The 19909-nt window shown below is 44.1% G+C and carries 6 protein-coding genes and 1 pseudogene; 1 reads left to right on the top strand and 6 read right to left on the bottom strand.

The genetic code is table 11. The annotated features are described in order from the left end of the window. Window positions 1-515: 515 nt before the first annotated feature. The 4 genes and pseudogenes from BIW53_RS18600 to BIW53_RS20605 form a co-directional block, all read right to left on the bottom strand. The gene (locus BIW53_RS18600) at window positions 516-842 is read right to left on the bottom strand and encodes a hypothetical protein (RefSeq protein ID WP_070993529.1); all 327 of its coding nucleotides are present in this window, start codon (window positions 840-842) and stop codon (window positions 516-518) included. 61 nt (window positions 843-903) lie between these two features. Continuing rightward, window positions 904-2226, bottom strand: coding sequence for a zinc-dependent metalloprotease family protein (locus BIW53_RS18595; protein WP_070993528.1), 1323 nt, complete (start codon window positions 2224-2226; stop codon window positions 904-906). Continuing rightward, window positions 2226-2900 (bottom strand): hypothetical protein, encoded by a 675-nt coding sequence (locus BIW53_RS18590; RefSeq protein ID WP_070993527.1) that lies wholly within the window; start codon window positions 2898-2900, stop codon window positions 2226-2228. The genes BIW53_RS18595 and BIW53_RS18590 overlap by 1 nt, the downstream gene beginning before the upstream one ends. Window positions 2901-3162: 262 nt before the next feature. Further along, window positions 3163-3306: pseudogene (locus BIW53_RS20605) on the bottom strand (transposase); the annotation flags it as partial. Window positions 3307-3464: 158 nt separating this feature from the next. Here BIW53_RS20605 and BIW53_RS20600 point away from each other — a divergent pair. Then, window positions 3465-3656, top strand: coding sequence for a hypothetical protein (locus BIW53_RS20600; RefSeq protein WP_084228254.1), 192 nt, complete (start codon window positions 3465-3467; stop codon window positions 3654-3656). A gap of 42 nt (window positions 3657-3698) precedes the next feature. Here BIW53_RS20600 and BIW53_RS18580 read toward each other — a convergent pair whose 3' ends face one another. Next, on the bottom strand, window positions 3699-3956 hold the full coding sequence (locus tag BIW53_RS18580; RefSeq protein ID WP_070993526.1) for a hypothetical protein: 258 nt from the start codon (window positions 3954-3956) through the stop codon (window positions 3699-3701). Then, window positions 3956-19852 (bottom strand): LysM peptidoglycan-binding domain-containing protein, encoded by a 15897-nt coding sequence (locus BIW53_RS18575; RefSeq protein WP_217495723.1) that lies wholly within the window; start codon window positions 19850-19852, stop codon window positions 3956-3958. The genes BIW53_RS18580 and BIW53_RS18575 overlap by 1 nt, the downstream gene beginning before the upstream one ends. Between the last annotated feature and the right edge of the window lie 57 nt (window positions 19853-19909).

Genomic DNA, 19909 nt, shown 5'->3' with positions numbered 1-19909 from the left:
AAAATGATGTAGAGGTGTTAAAAAGACCGAGTCCTTCGCCTGAAATGATAGCGCCCATAATTTTTCCAATTTATTTGCTAAAAAGTGTTTCTATGTACCTCTTCCAGTATTTTTCTAAAATCTTTAACAAAAAATAATATTTTTTTCGTATCACTTTAAAAACAATGAGTTGGAATGAACAAATAAATCAAAAAATAGACTAAAAAACGCAACTATACCCATATGAGGAACGGGTGATCTCGTAACTTGAAGCTTAGAATGAAGCATATTTGTGATGATGCAGCCAAACCTTGATACTGAACATATCGGTTTGCTGCTCTAAAGGGGGTTGAGAACTACAGTTCTACACCTTGTCTGTTCTTTGGTCATAACGACACCTTGCAGTGATCAACACTTAATAAATTCAGACATAAAAATAGGCCACAATTTGCATTGCAGCCTATTATAAAACCTCTGAAAGATTGTTTCGTTAGCTTAATCGACCTGCATTAATCAATGGCCGACCCAAAACAACCTTAAAAATCCTGATAAATGTAGTTAACCTGCTGAGTAACCTCAGGTGAACATGAACTCGAAGGACGACCAACCACAATCACAGACTCTGTAGTGGCAGCCGTTAACAACAATGAGTAACTTGCCTTACCTGTTTCGGTACTTAGGTCAATATACCAGTAAGTATTTCGGCTTCCTTTATCTTTACACTCATCGCCTTTAAGCCTGAAGTAGACTTTTCCATTGTTCGGATAAATTCTCTCAACTTGGCCTGAACCTTTCGCAGCATGTGAAGTGAAAGGTAGTAAAAACGCTGTTGCAAGTAGTGTTGGTAATAAGATTGATTTCATAATCCCTCAATATAAAAATATAATTTAAAAAACATTTAGCTAAAACTAGTTCTATAAAAAGCTATAGAATTGATGTAGTCACGGTCAAAGCGGCCACATTTAAACATTTATCAGGACGAATAAGTCCAGAATGGATCTGTTCTAAGTCATCTAACTGATGACAATTTGCGACATTATTTCCTTGCAAGTTGATACTTGCTCCTGGAATAACGTCATATAACGCATCTAAATTAATAATCTGATTACGACTTAAATCTATATGCGGATATATTATGGTTGGTCGATAGTTCCCTATTGTCGGCATCTTCAAGCCAGTAATATTTTCGAGACCGTCAAGAGTTCTGACTCCCGATGCTGGACAACTAATATTTCTGATTCGGTGAATATCATATGCATCACTACCTGGGGTATAAGGGTAGGTTTGCGATATACATGCACGTAAGTTGTAATCGCTATATGTGAGCGTATGAACATCAGGCGTTTGGTGAGACGCGTAAAAACTACTGAGTTCACGAATTGTTCTGGCTGCGTCACCTAAGTATGCATTGCCACATGGACTTGGCCGTGAATTGGTACTGCATACCACGTCAGATACATTTGGGTTGGAAAACATTCCAATAAACGTGTTAGCATTGCGTTGGCTCCAATACCGCAGGTAGTTACCTACCATAATTGTGCCGTACTCTCCTGTTTCAAGTGCTTCATCTGCTTCTGTATAGCCAGGCGATACAATTTCAACAATCCTTCCCCAGCCTTTTGAGTAATTATGATATCCTTTATTATGAGCTTTATCATCCAGTGCTTGAGCGACTTGGGTACCATGAGCCAAGCCAAACAAGTGTCCCAGTTCATGAACAAATGTATCCGAACCACAGTGGTAAGCGACAATTGCTGTTGATTGAATAAAACGTTTGGCTGCTACTTCATCACTATTGGTACTGACTTGCTTTGCAACACCACAGTAACTTCTCAAGTCATCACCAGTCTCACCATTATTAACCCGAGGCACGATAGCAACCGTATAGTCAGCACCAATTTCTTTGGCTCGATTCTCTACGTTATAAAACCCACCTATTTGGCGATTCATGTGATTGAATATGGTCTCATCATGTGACTCTGTGTTGCCCGAACTATCGGTCGCCATTTGCCTCATAACCGTCTCGGCTGTGTACAAACTCATATTAATTTTTGAATCAGCAAGAATTGTATTGGCTTCTAGGATCCAAGTATCCAACTCATCCCTGATAGTTTGTTCTGTGCGCCAGCCTGAGATTAAGCTGTCATCTACCACGAATCTCACCCCGACTTGCGTATTAGCCAATGCCAAACTCGGGGCGGCACATAGACTAGCTATACAAAAGTTGATTAGACTTCTCTTTATCATTATCTTTCCTTTTCTGTATGATCCTGAAGACCATGAATTTTGATATATTCCTGGTGTGACATAAGTAAAATCTGATCGTCAATTGCACGAATGTGGTATCGAGTGCCATCAACGTTGACTTTACCGCGAATACCTGTGGCGCTATACGTAAGGGTCATGTGAGTCAAGTTGCTACCATTACCTAATTTAAAAGCTAAATGCTGATTGCCATTAGCTGAGAATGTTGACGCTTTGAGGGTTGCTTCAATATGTTTATTCATCCACTTGAGTATTACCTGCTCGCCAACGTGCAAATTTGTTAGTGGTGATAAGTCAGCCTGATAACGCATAGCATAGTCGTTAAACACGGGGTCAATATTTGGCAGTGGAATGATAGTGCTAGACTCTGAAAACGATATCTGCTGTATCGAATCGTCATCTTGAGTTGTACTGAAGGACACAGAATTTTTGGCTTTCAATGCGGGTAAGACATCATTCCCGGTGTGCTGGGCAATATTGGTTTGCCCACTTTGAACTTGAGTACCCTGAACAGAGTTGGTTTTCGCATTGTATTTTTGCTCTTTTGGTTCAGAAGCAATAGCCTTATCATGGCTGTGCTGCGACTCTTTTGAGCTAAACAAAAATATAGCAACTAAAGCAAATACAGTTAAGCAAAAACCTATTTTAACTTTCATCACACAAAGCTTCCTTATTTAAATAGCGAGTTAAGGCGTTAACATTAACCATTTTGCGCACGCTATTTAATAAATAGTTCATCCATAAAATCTTGTACCCTTTTATTATACACTTTGCATTATATTTTTAAACACCTAATTAAGATAATGGATGGTTAATAATGAGAATTAGCTCAGAATTAGGGAATAAGAATTAGCTCAGAATTAGGGAATAAGAATTCGCGGACACCCTCCTTAAAAACTGTACACTACAACTACACTGCTCTACCCAAGCTCGACGATGCTCGTCTGATTTGCCCGTGAATTTATCTTCGCCGCACAAAAACGCACGGCGAACACAGCGTGACACACAGTGATAATACGGGGTATCTGACAAACTAATTTGCCGCTTCCTTGCCAATCCCATCGTTCACTCCTTGAACTTAGAATTTGATTCAATTTTGAGAACCTAAAATGTGCAGGCTAGCCACTCAAAGATTCAAATTTGAGTGACTGTCCTTTTTAATTTTTTTAATTATTTCTGAGGCGGGTACTTCTCAGCCAACACTGGACGTGATCAAGAACATGGCCATTGCGCTTGGCGTGACCACGGATGCGCTCATTTTTGATAGCACAGACAGAAGCACAGATGATGAGCTAAGGCTGCAATTTGAAGCACTCAAGGGGTTTACCCCTGAAGAGAAAAAGGTGGCTAAAACCGTGCTGGAGAGCTTGATCTTACAGCATGATGCTAAGCGGTTTTCGTCAGCAGGATAAAGCGGCTAAGGATAATTAGCCGCTAATTAATACAGGAAGATATTAAGACTTAAATAGGCTATATAACCAATAAGGTACTATAGACTGCCTGCGTATATCCTCAATATCCGCAGAATTAAACGGCAAGTCTCCCTCACCGTTAGGATCGTTATCTTTTCCTGTGATATAACGGTCACCTCTAACAACTAACCTTTTATAAACCTCACCATTTCTAAGCTTAACGTCTACCCAATGCACATCCATTTTCATTTCTGCCCCAAGCTTTTTTCTTAAGTGCGAGGGGATCTCTATTTTGGCCATTAATTACCACCTCTAAAAAACTCATCAACGCTGTAGGTCTGATACATATCGCTAGTAATAGCGTTATATGAACGAGTTTCAATGCCTCCTCCCGGTTTACCAAATAAGCTCCAAACCGGTCTTGGGTTCATTATTTTCGTACCTTGAGGCAGAGTTACTTTCATTATGGTGTCGTAGCCGGAGTCGAACGGTAGAGCCAGTTTTGGGATTGCTACTTCTGGAGTCATCAACTCTGGCGTCATCCATAATTCCATTGGCTTAAAGCTGCTATTAGGATCGAAGTAATTTGAATTTTTGAATGAGTAAAAGACTTGGTCTGAATCCAAAACTTGAGTCCCTGTGAGGTAATGACGATAATCATAATTGAACTTCATCTTAGACCATTGAGCCGAGTATTTTACCCCGCTATAAGAAAGTTTACCTGCCGTGCCGCCTAATAAACCTTCCCCACCAAATACAAATACATCAGCTAATTGTTCATTCCATGATTGATCCATCCAACTATTTACAGCTCCCGGAATGACAGTATCATAGTTGTCATATAGATAATTCAAACCATCCCAAGCATCTTGCCTTACACTTGAGTCAAACACTAGGCCACCAAGTGTTAAGCCTCCCTCAAGTACACCAAGACCTAGTCTGCTTGGAGTCTCTAAGAATGCTACAGCTGCGGTTCCAAAGCCTCCACCGCTTGTAATTGCAAGATCCTCGTATGAGTTAAATACGTCGGTTTTCCATTGATTAAAGCTATCTAGCTTACGACCAAAGAACCCACGCTCTCGAACCGGATTATTGAACTGTGCTTCTTGATAAGAACTAAAGTTGAAAGACTTCTTATACTGAAGATTATTCAAGCCTCCCCAATCAATAAAGCTGTTATTCCATAAATTAGAACCAGCTAACCAATCATTGCTACTTGTTGAAGTTTCTATAATTGGTGCTTCACGCTCTAGTGGAATCACTTGTGAAATGACTTGGCCATTTTCATCTACTGAACCAGCGTACATCTTACGGCCATCTTCATGATAACCAATGAAGTCACCTTCTTTGTATCGTTTGTTCAGATCTGTAGCACCATTTTGCCCTGCTACTTGTGGGTTTTGACTATTCTGACCTTGGCTAGAGTTACCGCTATTTTGTGGCTTCGGCTGCTCTTGCATCTTGCTGACAATAGAGTTACCCAACGCATTGCCAAATGCATCAACCGCTACATTGCCAAAGTTCCAGCTTGCTTGATTGCCAAAGAGTTTATCTGAGCCGTATCTCAATGCACTATTTGCTATACCACCAAATGTATCAAAATTACCAGAAGTCACAAACCCTAACGGCGTATCAGAGTTGCCAATACCCAATCCAGCACCAGCATATGAGGTCAACGCCGATGCAGCCACATTACCCCATCTAAAGCTCGCGCTATTACCTACTAGCTTGTTAGCAACGACCGAACTGACCGCAGAACTTGCGCCCATAATGGCACGCCCTGCTGACCCGATCTTGTACGCGTTATCGGCTATCTTAATCGCATTCCCCGCTTCATCTACAGCTGCAAGCCCCTTGAAACCTTGCAAATAGCTACCCATACCCGCAGTTGCGCCCGCAGTCAAACCTGATGCCAGCGCACCTTTCAATGAGAAGCTGTCAACCGCGCCCATGGCTTTACCCACGACTTGCGAGGCTACTGAACCGACAAAACCACCAATTGCAGCGGAGGCAGCAGCTGCACCTACAGCGGCCGCTCCTGACAGACCTGCTACTGTCCCGCCCATTGCGGCTATACCTGCGGATGCTACCGTTCCAGCCGCAGAGCCGCTAATTGCTGTGGCGCTAAAGAGCGAAGATGCTGCACCCGCTGTATAAATCGTTGCAACCACTGCCACCGCTATCATTACAATAGACGCAACCGCGTTACACCCAGCCTCTGGCGGGGGCGGCACGTATGGCATAGATGGTGTGGTATCACCGATCACTTCGCCTAAATTCATGGGTTTGAAGTTATCATGGCTGTTGAAGTGATTTGCCCGAGCCGGGATATCCAGCATAGTTCCTTGCTGCAGCTCTGAGCCGGCTCCCAAACCATTGGCATCAGCTATCATGTACCACAGGTCTTCACTACCGTAATATAGCTTGGCAATCGATTTAAGGCTGTCGCCCTCTTGCACTTGGTGGCGCGCCATCGTACTTGCGGTACTTGCTTTTGGCGCACTGAAGTGCTGGCCTTTGATGGTATTGAGGCCCGACTTATTGATTTCACCAAGATAATTACGACCACTGTATAGGTAGTAACTACCTGCCGCTTTACCATCAATTTTATCTTCAACAAATCCTACTTTTGATGCTGCGGTTGAAACATAGTCAACCATTTCTGGCTCACCATAACGTGTCGGGCCGCTACGATCCCACACTGGGTATTGCCCAGTTGTCAGTACATGCTTGCTTGGGTCGAACAATGCAGTTTGCTGACCCGTTACTTTGGAAAGAAGCTTGCCTTCGTTGTCATAACGCATATAACGAGCATGTACTTTCTTCGCGTCATCTTTGTTTCGCGAATCAGTAATGTGTTCTTCAATACGCGTGCGGTTACCGTTCGCATCATAGCTTGATACGGTCGTTGCATCACGTAGATGCTGACTGTCTTTATACTCAGTAGAGCCCTTACCTGTGGTGCTCTTTTCAAGGTAAGTGTCACGCCCTTCATAACGCTTATAGAACACGTGCACCAACTTTTTGTCTTTGACGCCATCTGGCACACCACTGAGTTGGTGATATTCATAGCCACCAAGTCGACCGGCTACGCTATATGAGTATCCTTGTGAAATAGACTGATTTCTTAAACTTGACTCTGTCCACGGGTTAGCAACGTATACCGACTCGCCTGTATTATATTGATTGGGTGAAATCTTACCTTTCAATGCTCTATCAATATTAACGTTTAACTCTTTTTCAGTGATTCGGATCACTTCGCCTGCTGCGTTGTAACGAGTCGATGTTTTATGTTTAATCGCACCACCATAGTACGCAAACACTTTGTATATAGGGTCGTCCGCAAACTGAGTTTCCAAGTCTTTTGGAGTTTCGCCCCCTGGTGTATACAAATACTCGTTCGCATTGGCATGGAAGTAATCATACTTCTGCGTTACACGGCCCAATGCATCATATTCAAATTGACTCTCTTTTCGCCAATTTGCATGGTTGGGGGTTTTTGCCAGTGTTACCCGTGCGCCAAACAGGTCGACTTCCGACATGTTCTGATAGCCGTCAACCTGAGCCAGCTGCCCCCAACTATTATAAATATATTGATTGGCGCGCTTACCTTTACTGCTGATCACCAGTTTTTGTTGACCCACCTCGTTATAGGCAATGTACTGACCTTGCTTGTCGATCTTCACTTGACCGTCGATTAAATTACCACCATCAATAACAACACGGTTGTTGCCATCGTAAGTAAACCAGTATTCTTCCAATTTAGCTGCTGGTCTAGTACTGGTTGTAGAACTCGTCGTTGTACTCGATGTGCTGCTCATTGAACTCAGAGACGTTGTAGGCGCACTCATCAACATAGGTGAAGACATGGTGCGAGTTGTCGACAAACGTTTGGTTTCAACTGGTTCCGCCATTACCGCTGCGCTTCTTAGACTAAATGACGTTGGCGAAAACGAGCGTATTGTGCTGGTGCTTGGCGCTCTTAGGCCAAAGTACAGATTCGACGAGCTGCTAGAATTAATGTTGTCTCGGGTACTTACTTTTAAGAAAAAGTCGCCATGTGATGAACCAATATAACCACTTTGTGACAGATTCACGCGGATCTGGGTTGAGCTAATACGCTGTACCGAGTAGCTAAGCCAGCTTGGAATACTTAAGCTCTTACCCGCCTGAACACGTGACAAGCTCACACTACTGGTTGAGATCCCGTTGCGGTCAGTGATCGTTACCGACCCTGAGCCTCCACGGCTTGTACCTCGGGTAAAATTAAAACTACCCGAAATAGATGTTGCATAATCAGTCGGGGGCGCAGGTGGAATATACGCTTTGAGGCTCACTAACTGTTTTGACGTGTTGGTGTAACCATCATCGTCAGTGGTTCTCACCACCACATAAAAGTTACCGTGATTTGAGCCGATATAGCCTACGCTAGAGAAATTAATGCGGATACCATTACTGCCATTTTGAGAAATAGAATAATTCAAGAATGACGGTTTTGAGCGCGTAGACCCCGACTGCTCAAACGACAGGCTGACATTGCCTGTCGACAGGCCATTGCTATCGCTAATATTGATATAGCCACTACCGCTGTTTGACTCACCTCGTCTGAAGTCAAACGAACTCGACACCGATGTGCTGTAGTTTGTTGGTGGAATATATTGCTTTAAACTCAACAATTGTGATGCTGATTGTTCATATCCATCTGCATCAATGGTCTTAAAGTTAAGGTAGAAATCACCGTGGTTTTGACCAATATAGCCATTGCTGGATAGGTTCACTCTAACCGTGGTGCTGTTCACCTGCTGGAACTGAAGGTTCAACCAGCTTGGCAACGCCATGGTCGTGCCCCCCTGAATACGGGTTACGCTCAAGCTATTGGCCGAAATACCGTTGGCGTCTGTTAAAGTGATATAGCCACTACCTTTATTGCTGTCACCTTGTCTAAAGTCGAAGCTGCCTGATGTGCTCAACGCAGAATCTGCGTATGCCTTCAGATTCAATCCCTGAGTGAGTACAACGGTGTTTTGGTCGCCATCTAATGTATTCACCTTGATGTTAAGATCGCCATGATTAGTACCGATAGTGCCGGTTTGGCTAAAGTTGATCCTAACTGCGTTACTGCCTTGCTGTGTCACCGTATAACCAAGCCAACCGGGCTTAGACCTTGACTGACCCATTTGCTCAAAACTCAAGCCAACGTTACCAGCGTTAATGCCATTGGCGTCTTCTATGACGATGTAACCACTGCCGCCACGTACCGTGCCGCGGGTAAAGTCGAAGTTGCTCTGAGAAATACGTGCTTTAGAATCAACGTATTGCTGCAGGTTAACTAAATACTCCAAGGTACGAACATTGTCTTCTTGGTCAGTAAGAGTGAAATCGATAAAGAAATCACCATGGTGCTTACCTACATAACCTGCCTGAGAAAAACGTACTCCAACCGTTGTGTCATTAACACGCTCCAGCGTGTAATTTAAGAACGAAGGTTTACTGGTCGTTTGGCCCATCTGTCTAAAGCTTAATGACACATTTTCGGACGTCGCTAACAAGCCATTTGGATCATGCAATTCAATGTAGCCGCTGCCACCTGAGCTTGAGTGCTGTGCAAACTGCATTTGACTTGACTTAATGCTTGGCAATTTGTCGATATATTCGTTAATTGTCACCAATTGACGGGTAGTTGCTGGATACCCTTTATTGTCTACCGACGCAATATCAATGAAGAAGCTACCATGGTGTTTACCGATGTAACCTGTGCTGACCATATCAATGTGAATGGTATTGGCATCCACTTGTTGTAGCGGCTTAATTTCAAGCCAGCTTGGTTGAGTTCGCGTTTTCCCTTCTTGTACAAATGTAAAATTAAGTTTGTCCTTTGAAATACCGTTAGGGTCTGTTAACACGATACGTCCACCGCCCTGTGCGGTTTCACCACGACGCCAACTAAACTGTCCAGAACTTGTCGCAGCAGTATCTGCATAAGACTTAAGCGCAAACAAAGCACGCTTAGTCACTATATTGTTATCACCATCTTTAGTTGCAACATCAATATAAAAATCACCATGTTGCTGGCCTATCAATCCTGCCTGTGTAAAGTCGATGCGCACTTTATTGGCATCATTAACAACCTGCTTAACGGTATAGTTAAGCCATTGAGGTTTGTCTCTAGCTTCACCCATTTGCTCAAAGCTCAGTGATACATCACTGGCGCGCAAACCGTTTAGGTCCTCAAGAATGTAGTAACCAGACCCACCATTTACGGTGCCTCTGGTGAAGTTGACCGTACCGCTTAACGATACTTGCGCATCAACATAACGCTCTAACTGGAACAGCTCTGCGAGCGTTTTAGTATTTTGCTCGTTATCCGTTACTTCGACATTAAGTACAAAGTCACCGTGCTGTTTACCAATATACCCTGATTGCGAAAATACGATTTTAACTTCGTTGTCACCATTTTGGATCAGCTCATACTTCAACCAACCTGGGATCCCCTGGGTTTGTCCCATTTGAGTGCGGGTCAGAACAATCTTAGTCGGATCCGCTTTTATGCCATTCTCATCACGCAAAACAATAACCCCGTGTCCACCTTCACTGGCGTGCTGGGCAAAGTTAATGTCTTTTTGTGTAACCGTCGTTACCTTGTCAACATACTGAGTTAGGTTAAATGGTGCATCATATTCTGTAATACGACCAAAACTGTCTTTTGCGCTAAAACGTACGATAATGTTGCCGTGTTTTTTACCAATCATACCAACTTGGTTAAACTCAACTCGTACGCTGCCATCGTGTTGTTGCACTTTGGTGTATTCAAGCCAGCTCGGTTGGCTTCTTTCGTTGCCCATTTGGAAAAACTTTAAATCAACACTTTGCTCTGATGCTAAACCGTTGCCATCTTTAATCACATATGCGCCGTGACCACCCGACTGAGTGTTTTGCGCAAAGTAGAATGACTCGCGGGTAACTGAAATATCATGCTCTACAAAGGCATTAAGTTTAAAGAGCTTTTCTATTGTGTGTTCTGTGCCTAGTTTGTCTTTTACACTAAAGTCAACGAAGAAGTCACCATGTGATGGACCTATCAAACCAAGTTGGGTAAATCGCACACCCACGCGTGTTGCTGACAACTGTTCAAGTTTATAGTCTAACCAAGCAGGCTTATTGACTGCCTTACCCATTTGTCTAAACGCCAGCTGCACACTTTCTTTATTTAACCCGTTAAGGTCTTCAATTTCTAAGTAACCTGTACCACCGCTTGACGTGCCCCGAGTGAAATTAAGATCCTGTTTAGCAAGTGATGCCTGGCTCTGTTTAAAGTCTTTGAGGTTTATTAACTGAGTAAGTACGGTCGATTTTCCGTCGCCGTCGGTGATCTTAAATTCTAGATAGAAGTTACCGTGATTCTGGCCAATGATATGGTTGTCAATTTGCGCGAGCTCTAACTGAACTAGCCTTGGATTCACTTGCTCCTGACTGATACTCAGCCAAGCTGGCACAGCCAAGCGCTGACCCATTTGAATACGAACCACCTCAATCTGCGCATTCTCTAGTGAAATACCATTGCGGTCATAGATATCTATCAGACCATAACCACCATGGTCAGCTCCACGAGTAAAGTCGATCTCAGCCTTTTGTACTTCCGCTATATGGTCCTTATAGGCTTCCAGATTAAACAACGCCGAGGTCTGCTTTACCACACCGTCATCATCCTGCGCCGACACTTCCACGATAAAGTCACCGTGATTAATACCGATTTCACCAATTTGAGAGAACTCAAGCTGCACACTGTTACCATCTAGTGTCACAATATCAACTTCAAGCCACTCTGGCTTGCTACGCACTTGACCTGACTGTCGGTAGGTTATTTTCAGGCTGTCTTTGTTCACACCAAAGTCGTTACTCACAACCATGTAGCCCATACCCGCCATCTTTGAGCCACGCATGAAGCTGATTTCTTTTTCAATCTTCAGTTTGTTTTCGCGTGGTTTGATTTCTCCGGTTAGACCATTTTGCACTTTCATGCTGCGGCGATTACCCACAGCATCATACTGATATGTAACACGGGAAATAATGTCTCCTGGCACCCATTTTGGGGTATCACCTAGGGCAGCAGTATTGTTATAAGCCGTTGTTTCGGTAAATTTGATGCGTCCGTGACTGTCATACTCATTGACTGTACGCTGATAAATAACACGTTGCAGGTCATCCCATGATTGCTTTACTTCAGCCGTTACACGCCCCGCGTCATCGTATTCATAGCGAGTGAATGACCCCGTGGCATCATCTTCAATACTCTTTAGCCAACCGTTTTCATAGTAAGAATAATGAATATCCTGACCATATTCGTTCCATTTATGTATTAAACGACCAATATTTGACTTAGCGGTAAACTCACCTGCATCAGTCAAACTCTGTATGCCAGTGCTTAACCCTTTATCGCGCCCATAGGTATAAGTGAACTTTTTACCACTTAAGTCGTTGCCTGATTTCAAACGACCAAAGTCATCAAATACTCGGGTGTTTTCATCAATGTTGGCGGTTCTATACACACTTGAATAACGTTCAAAGGTTTGCTTACCATTTTTGTCATAGCGGTATTCTTTCTCACGATCCATTTCATCGCGACTGAAAATCACATGACCCAATGCGTCGTGGCGGTAGTTAACTTCTCCCCCCATGGCGTCAATTTCACTGTTACGATTGCCCAGCGCATCATAACCATATGAGTTAACCATGCGATACTCATCACTGATGCCATTTTTCACACCAAACTGGCCAGTTTCAACGACCTGATCTAGCCTGTCATAGCCGGTGGTAGTAATGCGGTTTTGGGCATCTTTAACCACAGACTTGCGATTGAAGATGTCATAGCTGGTATAGGTCTTGTTGCCCAATGCATCTTCATGAACGGTTTGTTTACCATCAACATTGAACTTAAAGGTTTGTTGGTTGCCATTCGCATCGACTTTTCTGACTAAGTTGCCCTGCATGTCGTAGTAATACAGATTAACCGGTGCCATATAGCTTAAGCGGCCCGTTTCACTGGCCACAGCAACGGTAGGCAGCGTTTCTTTTATTACTTTATTTTGGCCGTTGTACTGGGCTTTAGTAACTGCACCTACCGCATCTTTGATTTCGATGATATTGCCCCATCGGTCAAACTTTTGAGTTATAATCGGTTGGCGTTTACCGTTATTGAACTTAGGTTGCTTTATGGTAGTTGCTTGTCCAAGCGCATTGCGCTCATACTCGGTGGTTCCATTCATCGCATGAATTGACTTGGTCAATCTGCCAGCTAAATCATAATAGTTGGTCGTAAGTACCCCATCCCCTTTGGTGGTTTGTCTAAGCTGACCAAACTTGTTGTAAACATATACACCCTGATCGTCTTTTTTAACTTCGCCAAAGGCATTGTATCGGGTTGTCCAATTGGTATGGGATGATGCAGGCTTTGCCGCACCTTTAGCTACAACATCCGCAAATTTAGCGATAAGCTGCCCATTTTTATCATATTTATACGTTGTTAGATGCTCTTTATCACCACCTGTATCTGACGCTGGCTGCCACCCATTAACCTGTAAAGAGGTAGTCGCAGCGCTCAAAGTATATGTTTGTGTGCGGTGTGACACATTGGGAATATATTCTGCGCTAGCAGTTAGTGTTACGCTGTACGTGGTCCTGTCACTGAAGCCAAAACTCGCATTATTGGTGATTTTACCGGTTTGGCTGTTAAACACGAAACCTGGTGGCAACCCATTAATATTAAATACATTATTGAAATCACCGTCTATTTGAGTGACCACTGTTTTAAAGCTGTAATGCGCTTGTTGCGACTCAACTTCAAACTCTTTACGCGATTCGCTCAACAAACCCAACTCATTGTACTTGTGTACAGTGATGTTACCCAGCGCATCAAACTCACGAATAAGCTGACCGCGCGTATTATATTCATGGCGAGTCAATTTATCATTCGGGCTATCGCGTAGAATAAGTTGATCATCCGCCAAACTATTAATTTCAACACGATTAGCATGCTGTTTTAGTTTTACTAAATTACCAAGAATATCATAGCCATAAGATGTCACTTGACGGGCTGTGTACTCGGTTAAGTCACTCTGTGTTACGGCTCCTGCGTCAATAACATTAGTACGAGCAGCCATCGCACTGGCACTGTAAATCAGGCGTCCTGTTTCGTCATATTTACTTTGCACAGCGCCATTTAGAGGTGCTCTCAGTAAACTAATGTCGGCACTGTTGGTTGCGATAGTTTGAGTACTGATGACGTTGCCCAGCTCATCATAATCCTGTTTAGAAACAACATGATGCTTGGCATCTAAACTCATATTGTCCTTAACTGAGTTGACGTCAACGTTCATCCTAACGGTGTGCGTAACACGGCCCATTTCATCGTAATAGTAGGCCGTGGTGCGGTTTTCACCATAGACGCTATTGCCCTGACTGCCTTGTGGTATCGCGTGCTCGGTTACATCGCCCGACAGCGCGAGTGCATACTCAGTTTGTGAAGCAACCTCACCAAATTCATTGTATGACATTGTGGTTAGGTAATTCGCAGGGTCAACCGACGCCACTTTTCTGCCCAACTCATTATAATAGCTGTAGGTTGTTAGTGCCTTATAACCTGCGACCGAAAATGCGCCTTCATATAACTGCTCTTTTTTAACTTCCTGACCAAAGGCGTTGTAACTAAAGCGTGTACTTTGTGGTGCAAACTGGCCAAGCTTTACTTTACCTTGATAGTCAAACTCAATACCGATATCAACCTGCACCTTGCGACCAGCCTTGTCATAGCGCATATCGATTCGACGATCATCTTGTGAAACGCTTAACTTCGCCGGATTGTCCGAACGCAAGTTACCTTGCTCATCGACCATTTTTGACAAGGTGGCTAGAGAGCTCAGCGCAGAGGTAGTCTGATCTGCATATTTAATTATCGTAACTTGTTGCCCTAAAGCGTTGTAACGATACTCGGTGACATCACCTTCACCATTCATTTCAAAGCGTACATTACCTGTATTATCATACACTTTGCTTTGCTTTACTGCGCCTTGTGTAGAGCTAATAGCGCGACCTAAAGCATCGTACACAGTGGTTGTAATTGTTGCTGGTGCATTGGTGGTCGCGTTCTGGCGAACGGCTGTTTGTCTACCCGCATTATCGTAATCAAAATAGGTCGTCGCTTTTTGTAATCCCACCACCCATTGTTGATTACGCTGACCGCCTTCGGTAATACTCGTTACGTTACCCAATCCGTCATAACTAAAATACTTAGTTTTTTGTACATCGGTCACCGTATTTAACTGGTTACCGCTCCAATCATAGGTAGTTTGTTTCGGACCACGTTCAAATTCGAGTTGCCCTGCGTTATTGTATTTATAAGTCCAGGTAGCGCCTTTTTGGTTGGTATAGCTGGCTTTGAGGCCATTGTCATAGTAGCTGTAACGCTCAGTCGTGCCATCGGCGTGACGCTGCCAGGTTAGCTGCCCTCGGGTGTTATATTCTGAACTGCTAACGCGTGCATCTATTAACAAGCTTGCAGAAAAATACCCTTGCAGATCAGCATAGCTTAAAGTTCCAGCGCCAAATTTAGCGCTCAACCCTGCGTTGTCATTCACAGATTCAGAGTAAACAATGGTGTTTATAACATCACTGACTTCGTTGTAACGCTGCTCGGTAACATTGCCTAATGCATCAATGCTAAAACGCAGACGTCCTGCTGCATCGTAGAATAGCTGCGTGTCACGATTGGCGCTTGAATTAGTAATATGTTTAGAGAGCGTTTCAATGTTGATGCTCGCTCCAAACGCCACCAAATCGGCGTAGGCGATGGTGGATGTTAATTGGCCCGCAGCATCATAACGACTTTCTTTGACACTCGCTTGTGAGCCCTCTACTAACGTTATAGTAAAGCGTGCCTGACCCTTATCGTTATAAAGAGTACGTACTCGGCTATCTGAGGTGATATCACCAAACTTAGTCAGCTCTGATGGCTCAAGTGTGCCTTTTACTAGGTTTGCTTTCGCTGTATCACTTAGTTTTGCTCTTTGCCCCCAACGCGTTAGCTCGTATACACGACCTTGCGAGTCATAGTGCCACTGAGTGACTCCACCGTCACCATTGATATGTAACGACTTACGACCATTCTCATCGAAGCTTGTGTATTCGCTGACTTTCTCCTTACCTAAAGCCCCTTTGATCTTGCCTGACACTTTCTCGTAAGAAAATTCACCAGCGTTCATATCAACATCATCAGCTTTCATTATGAACTGAGCGGCAACGGTCACTTCCTCTAGTAGTCGATGAGAAGCAATTTGGCGTCCGTTGTTATCATACTCAAAATAACGAATGGTGCCATGTAAAGACATATTGCCCGAGATCGTTGTCGTTGTTGATGTTGGCTTGCTCGTTTCGGCGGTCCATGTTTGCCCTGAGATTGATTGTGTACTGCTCATCACTTCTACAGGCGGATCGACAGGTCCTATATCATCTATTGGACCTGTTATCACCGATGATGGAGAAAAATAACTCAAAGACTTACTGGTAAATTCAGCCACCATTTGGTTAGCTTCGTTATACACAAAGTAGCTGATCCTCTGATCGTCATAGGGAGATAAGGCATTGTAAGGGCTATTTTTATCTACCAGTTTGCGGCCAAAGTTCTCAGTCTTTTTAATCAGGTTATTATTGCCATCATATTGATAGGTGGTTACCTGCGCGCCTTGACTGGTCTTTGCCAGACGGCCTAAGGCATCATATTCGTATTGCGTAGTGAGTGCGTTATTGCCTGTGCCCTGCGTCACCTCCAGCTTGTTACCCAAGCCATCGTACTGGTACTGAGTCAAGCTTTGACGCGTGCCGCCTTGGTGTACTTGCACCTCGGTCGCACGACCTTGGCTATCAAAGGTGGTGGTTGTGCTGTGGGTAAGCCCTGCACTTTGGTTACCACCGTTGACCACGGTATTGATTTGCTCGCTCTTAATGACCTCACTGCCATGTTTGTTATGCGCAAACGTGGTGGTCAGTTTTAAACCACTCGGGTCGGTAATACTGGCCGTCACTCGGCCGACTTTATCGTACTGGGTCTCAACCTGGTTACCATTGGCATCGGTAACTAGTTGAATACGGTTGTTTTTATCGTAGTCTTTTTGGCTTTGTACTGTACCGTTAAGCAGGGTTTGAACCACATTGCCATTGGCATCATACTCAAAGGAACTAGTGCTCAGTACTTTGCCTTGCGCATCCAACTGGGTCACTGATTCTACTTGACCTTGACCATTACGGGTGGTTTTGACCTGGGTGCCGTTAGGCTGCGTGACGGTCTTGGTATTGGTTTGGTCATCGTAGCTGTAGCGCGTGGTATTGCCTGCGGCATCTTGCACCGATAATTGACGGCCCAACATGTCGTATTGGGTGGTCACACGGCGCGTTGCACCATCCACCACTTGGCTCGACTCAACCACTCGGCCCACCTTGTCGTTATCACCATTGACGGTGTAACTCAGGTTAGTGGTTTTGCCATTGCCATCGGTGGTTGAGGTAACACGACCAAAGGCATCGTATTGTTTGCTTGTAGTTTGGGTTAAATCACCGCCACTGCGTGTAGTGGTGGTTAATAGTCCACGGTTATCATAATCAAACTCAGTGTGCGCTAGCGTTTTACTATCACTTTGCTTGTCTAAAATACTGGCATGTGTTTGCTGCGACTGTTTAACCAGCTGTGCAAAGGCGTTGTATTCAAATGTGGTTTTGTAACCCGCACCATCGGTTTTGCTTTCAAGCAAACCGCGCGTGGTGTAATCGAGCTTTTCTTCGAACTTTTCGCCGCTGGCAACCTTTGATTGCAAGTAGGTATCCACGCTCTTAGTACCATCTTGGATTTTATTAGTGACCAAGCCGCCGATTAAGCCAGCTGAGCTAATATCCGCTTCACTCAATTGTGTGTGATAACGGATCACATCGGTGCGTTGGTTAAAGGCATTGTACTTGTATTCAGTGACTTGCCCCTCTGCGTCAATCTCATAACGCCTATTACCTTGCGCGTCATAGTAGTAACGGGTTTGTGCGCCTTCACGGTCGGTGGTAAGGCTAATGTTACCGAGGATATCGTATTGAGTACGCGCGCCTTCTTGGGCTGCTTTAGTATTGATTTGACTTTGTGTGGCATCAACGCCTAGCTCAGTGTTTTGGTTGCCATCGAGTGTGGAGATTAAACGCCCTTGCTGGTCGTATTGGTAACGCTCGGTGCTAACTGCCGTTTTGGCAAGTAGGTAATTGTCGAGGTAATAGGTGGTATTATTGGCCTCCGGATGTGGATTAGTATATAGAATTAACCCAGCTTTATCAGACCAATCTTCAGCGCTTTCTGTTTGACTCACCGCCTGCTCTGGATGGCCTTTAGGATAAACCGTAAGTACCGTGTTCGCCTCTGAAGTCGTAAACGTTACGACATATGTTGTATTTGGTTTGGAATTCATTAGCTTTGTATTTCTAGAGCGAGTTGAATCTCCATCCCTTACATAGTTAGAATGAATACCATCACCATTGAAATACACAGCGTGTCTATCTATGGTTTTGCTACTCCAAGAACCATGGTTATCTAACCCCCCATAAAAATAACTTCCTGCGGTTGAGGGACCTGTGGTTACTTCAAAGCTCATCAGTATGTTTTCGTTTAAATCAAAACGATTGGAAGAGCGAAGCGCAGGCCAAGATTTTACCTCAGCTAAGCGAGTGAACGAAACACGATCATCTTCAAGTTGAATTGCCTTATAGCCATTTGAATATAAATAGGTATGATTCTGTTCCCCATTGACAAAATCATCATGCGCAATGACATTTTCATACTCACGCTTTTCAACCAGCTGACCCATGGCATCGTAGCTATAATGAGTCATTGACTTATCGGCGCGAATTTCTCGCTCTACCTGACCACTGGCTGTGTAGGTCCACAGTGTGGTGGTTTTATCACCACTTGGGATTGCAATAGGCGCACCAATGGCTTGGTTGCGTACTTGGGTGTGATAGGTACTTTGTGATTGTTTTTGACCATCTTTGTTGTAGCTAAACGTAGTCAATGCACCATCCGCTGACAAAGTACCTGCAATACGACCTTGGGCATCATAATAGGTATGGCTGATACGATCTGCTACGTCAGGGTCATGAGAGTAACGACGTTTTGCAATTTCATTACCCGCTTTATCATAGTAATAACGCGTGGTGTAGCCTTCGCCATCGGTTTTGGTTTCTAATTGACCTACCGCGTTGTAAGTCATTTTGGTGCTGCGCGCATCCGCTTGCGAGGCTTGTTCGTTTAAGCCCGATAAACGGATTTCACCGATTTTACCTGAGCCTCTTACTAAGAAAGCTTCAACATTAAGTACTTTGTTATCTGGCTCAAGCGCTTTTAAATCATCAGTTAAGTTTCTTGTCGTAGTTACCCAGTGAATATCCTTCCCTTTCATCAAACCAAGTGGGTGATTAATATATCTTTTATCTCCACTCTGGCTGGGCTCCATGCTACCTTTTACATAATAATTATTAGCAGTATAAAACAAATATCGATGTCCATATTGGGTTTGAACGCTAATATAAACATGATATGCATCCCCTATCTTCATGTCCCATGAGATAGTGGTGTTATCAGAGTCCCAATTTGTTGAAGGATTTACCCTCAATTTATATCCATTGGAGGTACCTGCCCCTTTAACCTCCATCACTTCTTTGCCATATTCCGCATCGAAGGTGGGGGTCATGGTGGCACCTGCTGGGGTAGCGTCATACACCTCCCACTGCGCCACATTCACCGGACTATTATGGCTTTGATAGATAAGCTCACCCATCGGCTCAGTGTATTGCTTTTGCTCCGTTAGCTGGCCTTTATCATTGTAGATAAACTCAGTCACATAGCCTTTGGCGTCGACTTCATATTGTTTACGCCCCCCTAAAGTGTAAAGGGTACGTGTGGTGCGGTTGTCTTCGTGATTGGCTTGGTTTTTTAGGTCATTGTCTAGCTGTGCAAGGGTTTTGCTCAGTGTGCCTGCGCTGCTTAACCAACCTGCTGTACTGACTTTTTGCGCATATTGGGTGGTTTGCGTGACGCGCCCTGCTCGGTCGTAGTGGTAACGGGTGACGGTGCCCGTGTTACTCACCGTGGCCGCTAAATTGCCAGACTTATCATACAAGCTGTAGCTTAATGAGTTTTGTGCATCTCTTTTGGCAACAGCACGGCCATGTTCATC

The sequence above is a fragment of the Pseudoalteromonas byunsanensis genome, assembly GCF_001854475.1.
Taxonomy (GTDB): Bacteria; Pseudomonadota; Gammaproteobacteria; order Enterobacterales; family Alteromonadaceae; genus Pseudoalteromonas; species Pseudoalteromonas byunsanensis.
This window is presented reverse-complemented; position numbering and strand designations above follow the sequence as displayed.

Excerpts from the sequence above, each read along its gene's own strand:
- BIW53_RS18590 (WP_070993527.1), bottom strand. The coding sequence starts at position 2,900 with ATGAAAGTTAAAATAGGTTTTTGCTTAACTGTATTTGCTTTAGTTGCT.
- BIW53_RS20600 (WP_084228254.1), top strand. The coding sequence starts at position 3,465 with ATGGCCATTGCGCTTGGCGTGACCACGGATGCGCTCATTTTTGATAGC.
- BIW53_RS18595 (WP_070993528.1), bottom strand. The coding sequence starts at position 2,226 with ATGATAAAGAGAAGTCTAATCAACTTTTGTATAGCTAGTCTATGTGCC.
- BIW53_RS18600 (WP_070993529.1), bottom strand. The coding sequence starts at position 842 with ATGAAATCAATCTTATTACCAACACTACTTGCAACAGCGTTTTTACTA.
- BIW53_RS18580 (WP_070993526.1), bottom strand. The coding sequence starts at position 3,956 with ATGGCCAAAATAGAGATCCCCTCGCACTTAAGAAAAAAGCTTGGGGCA.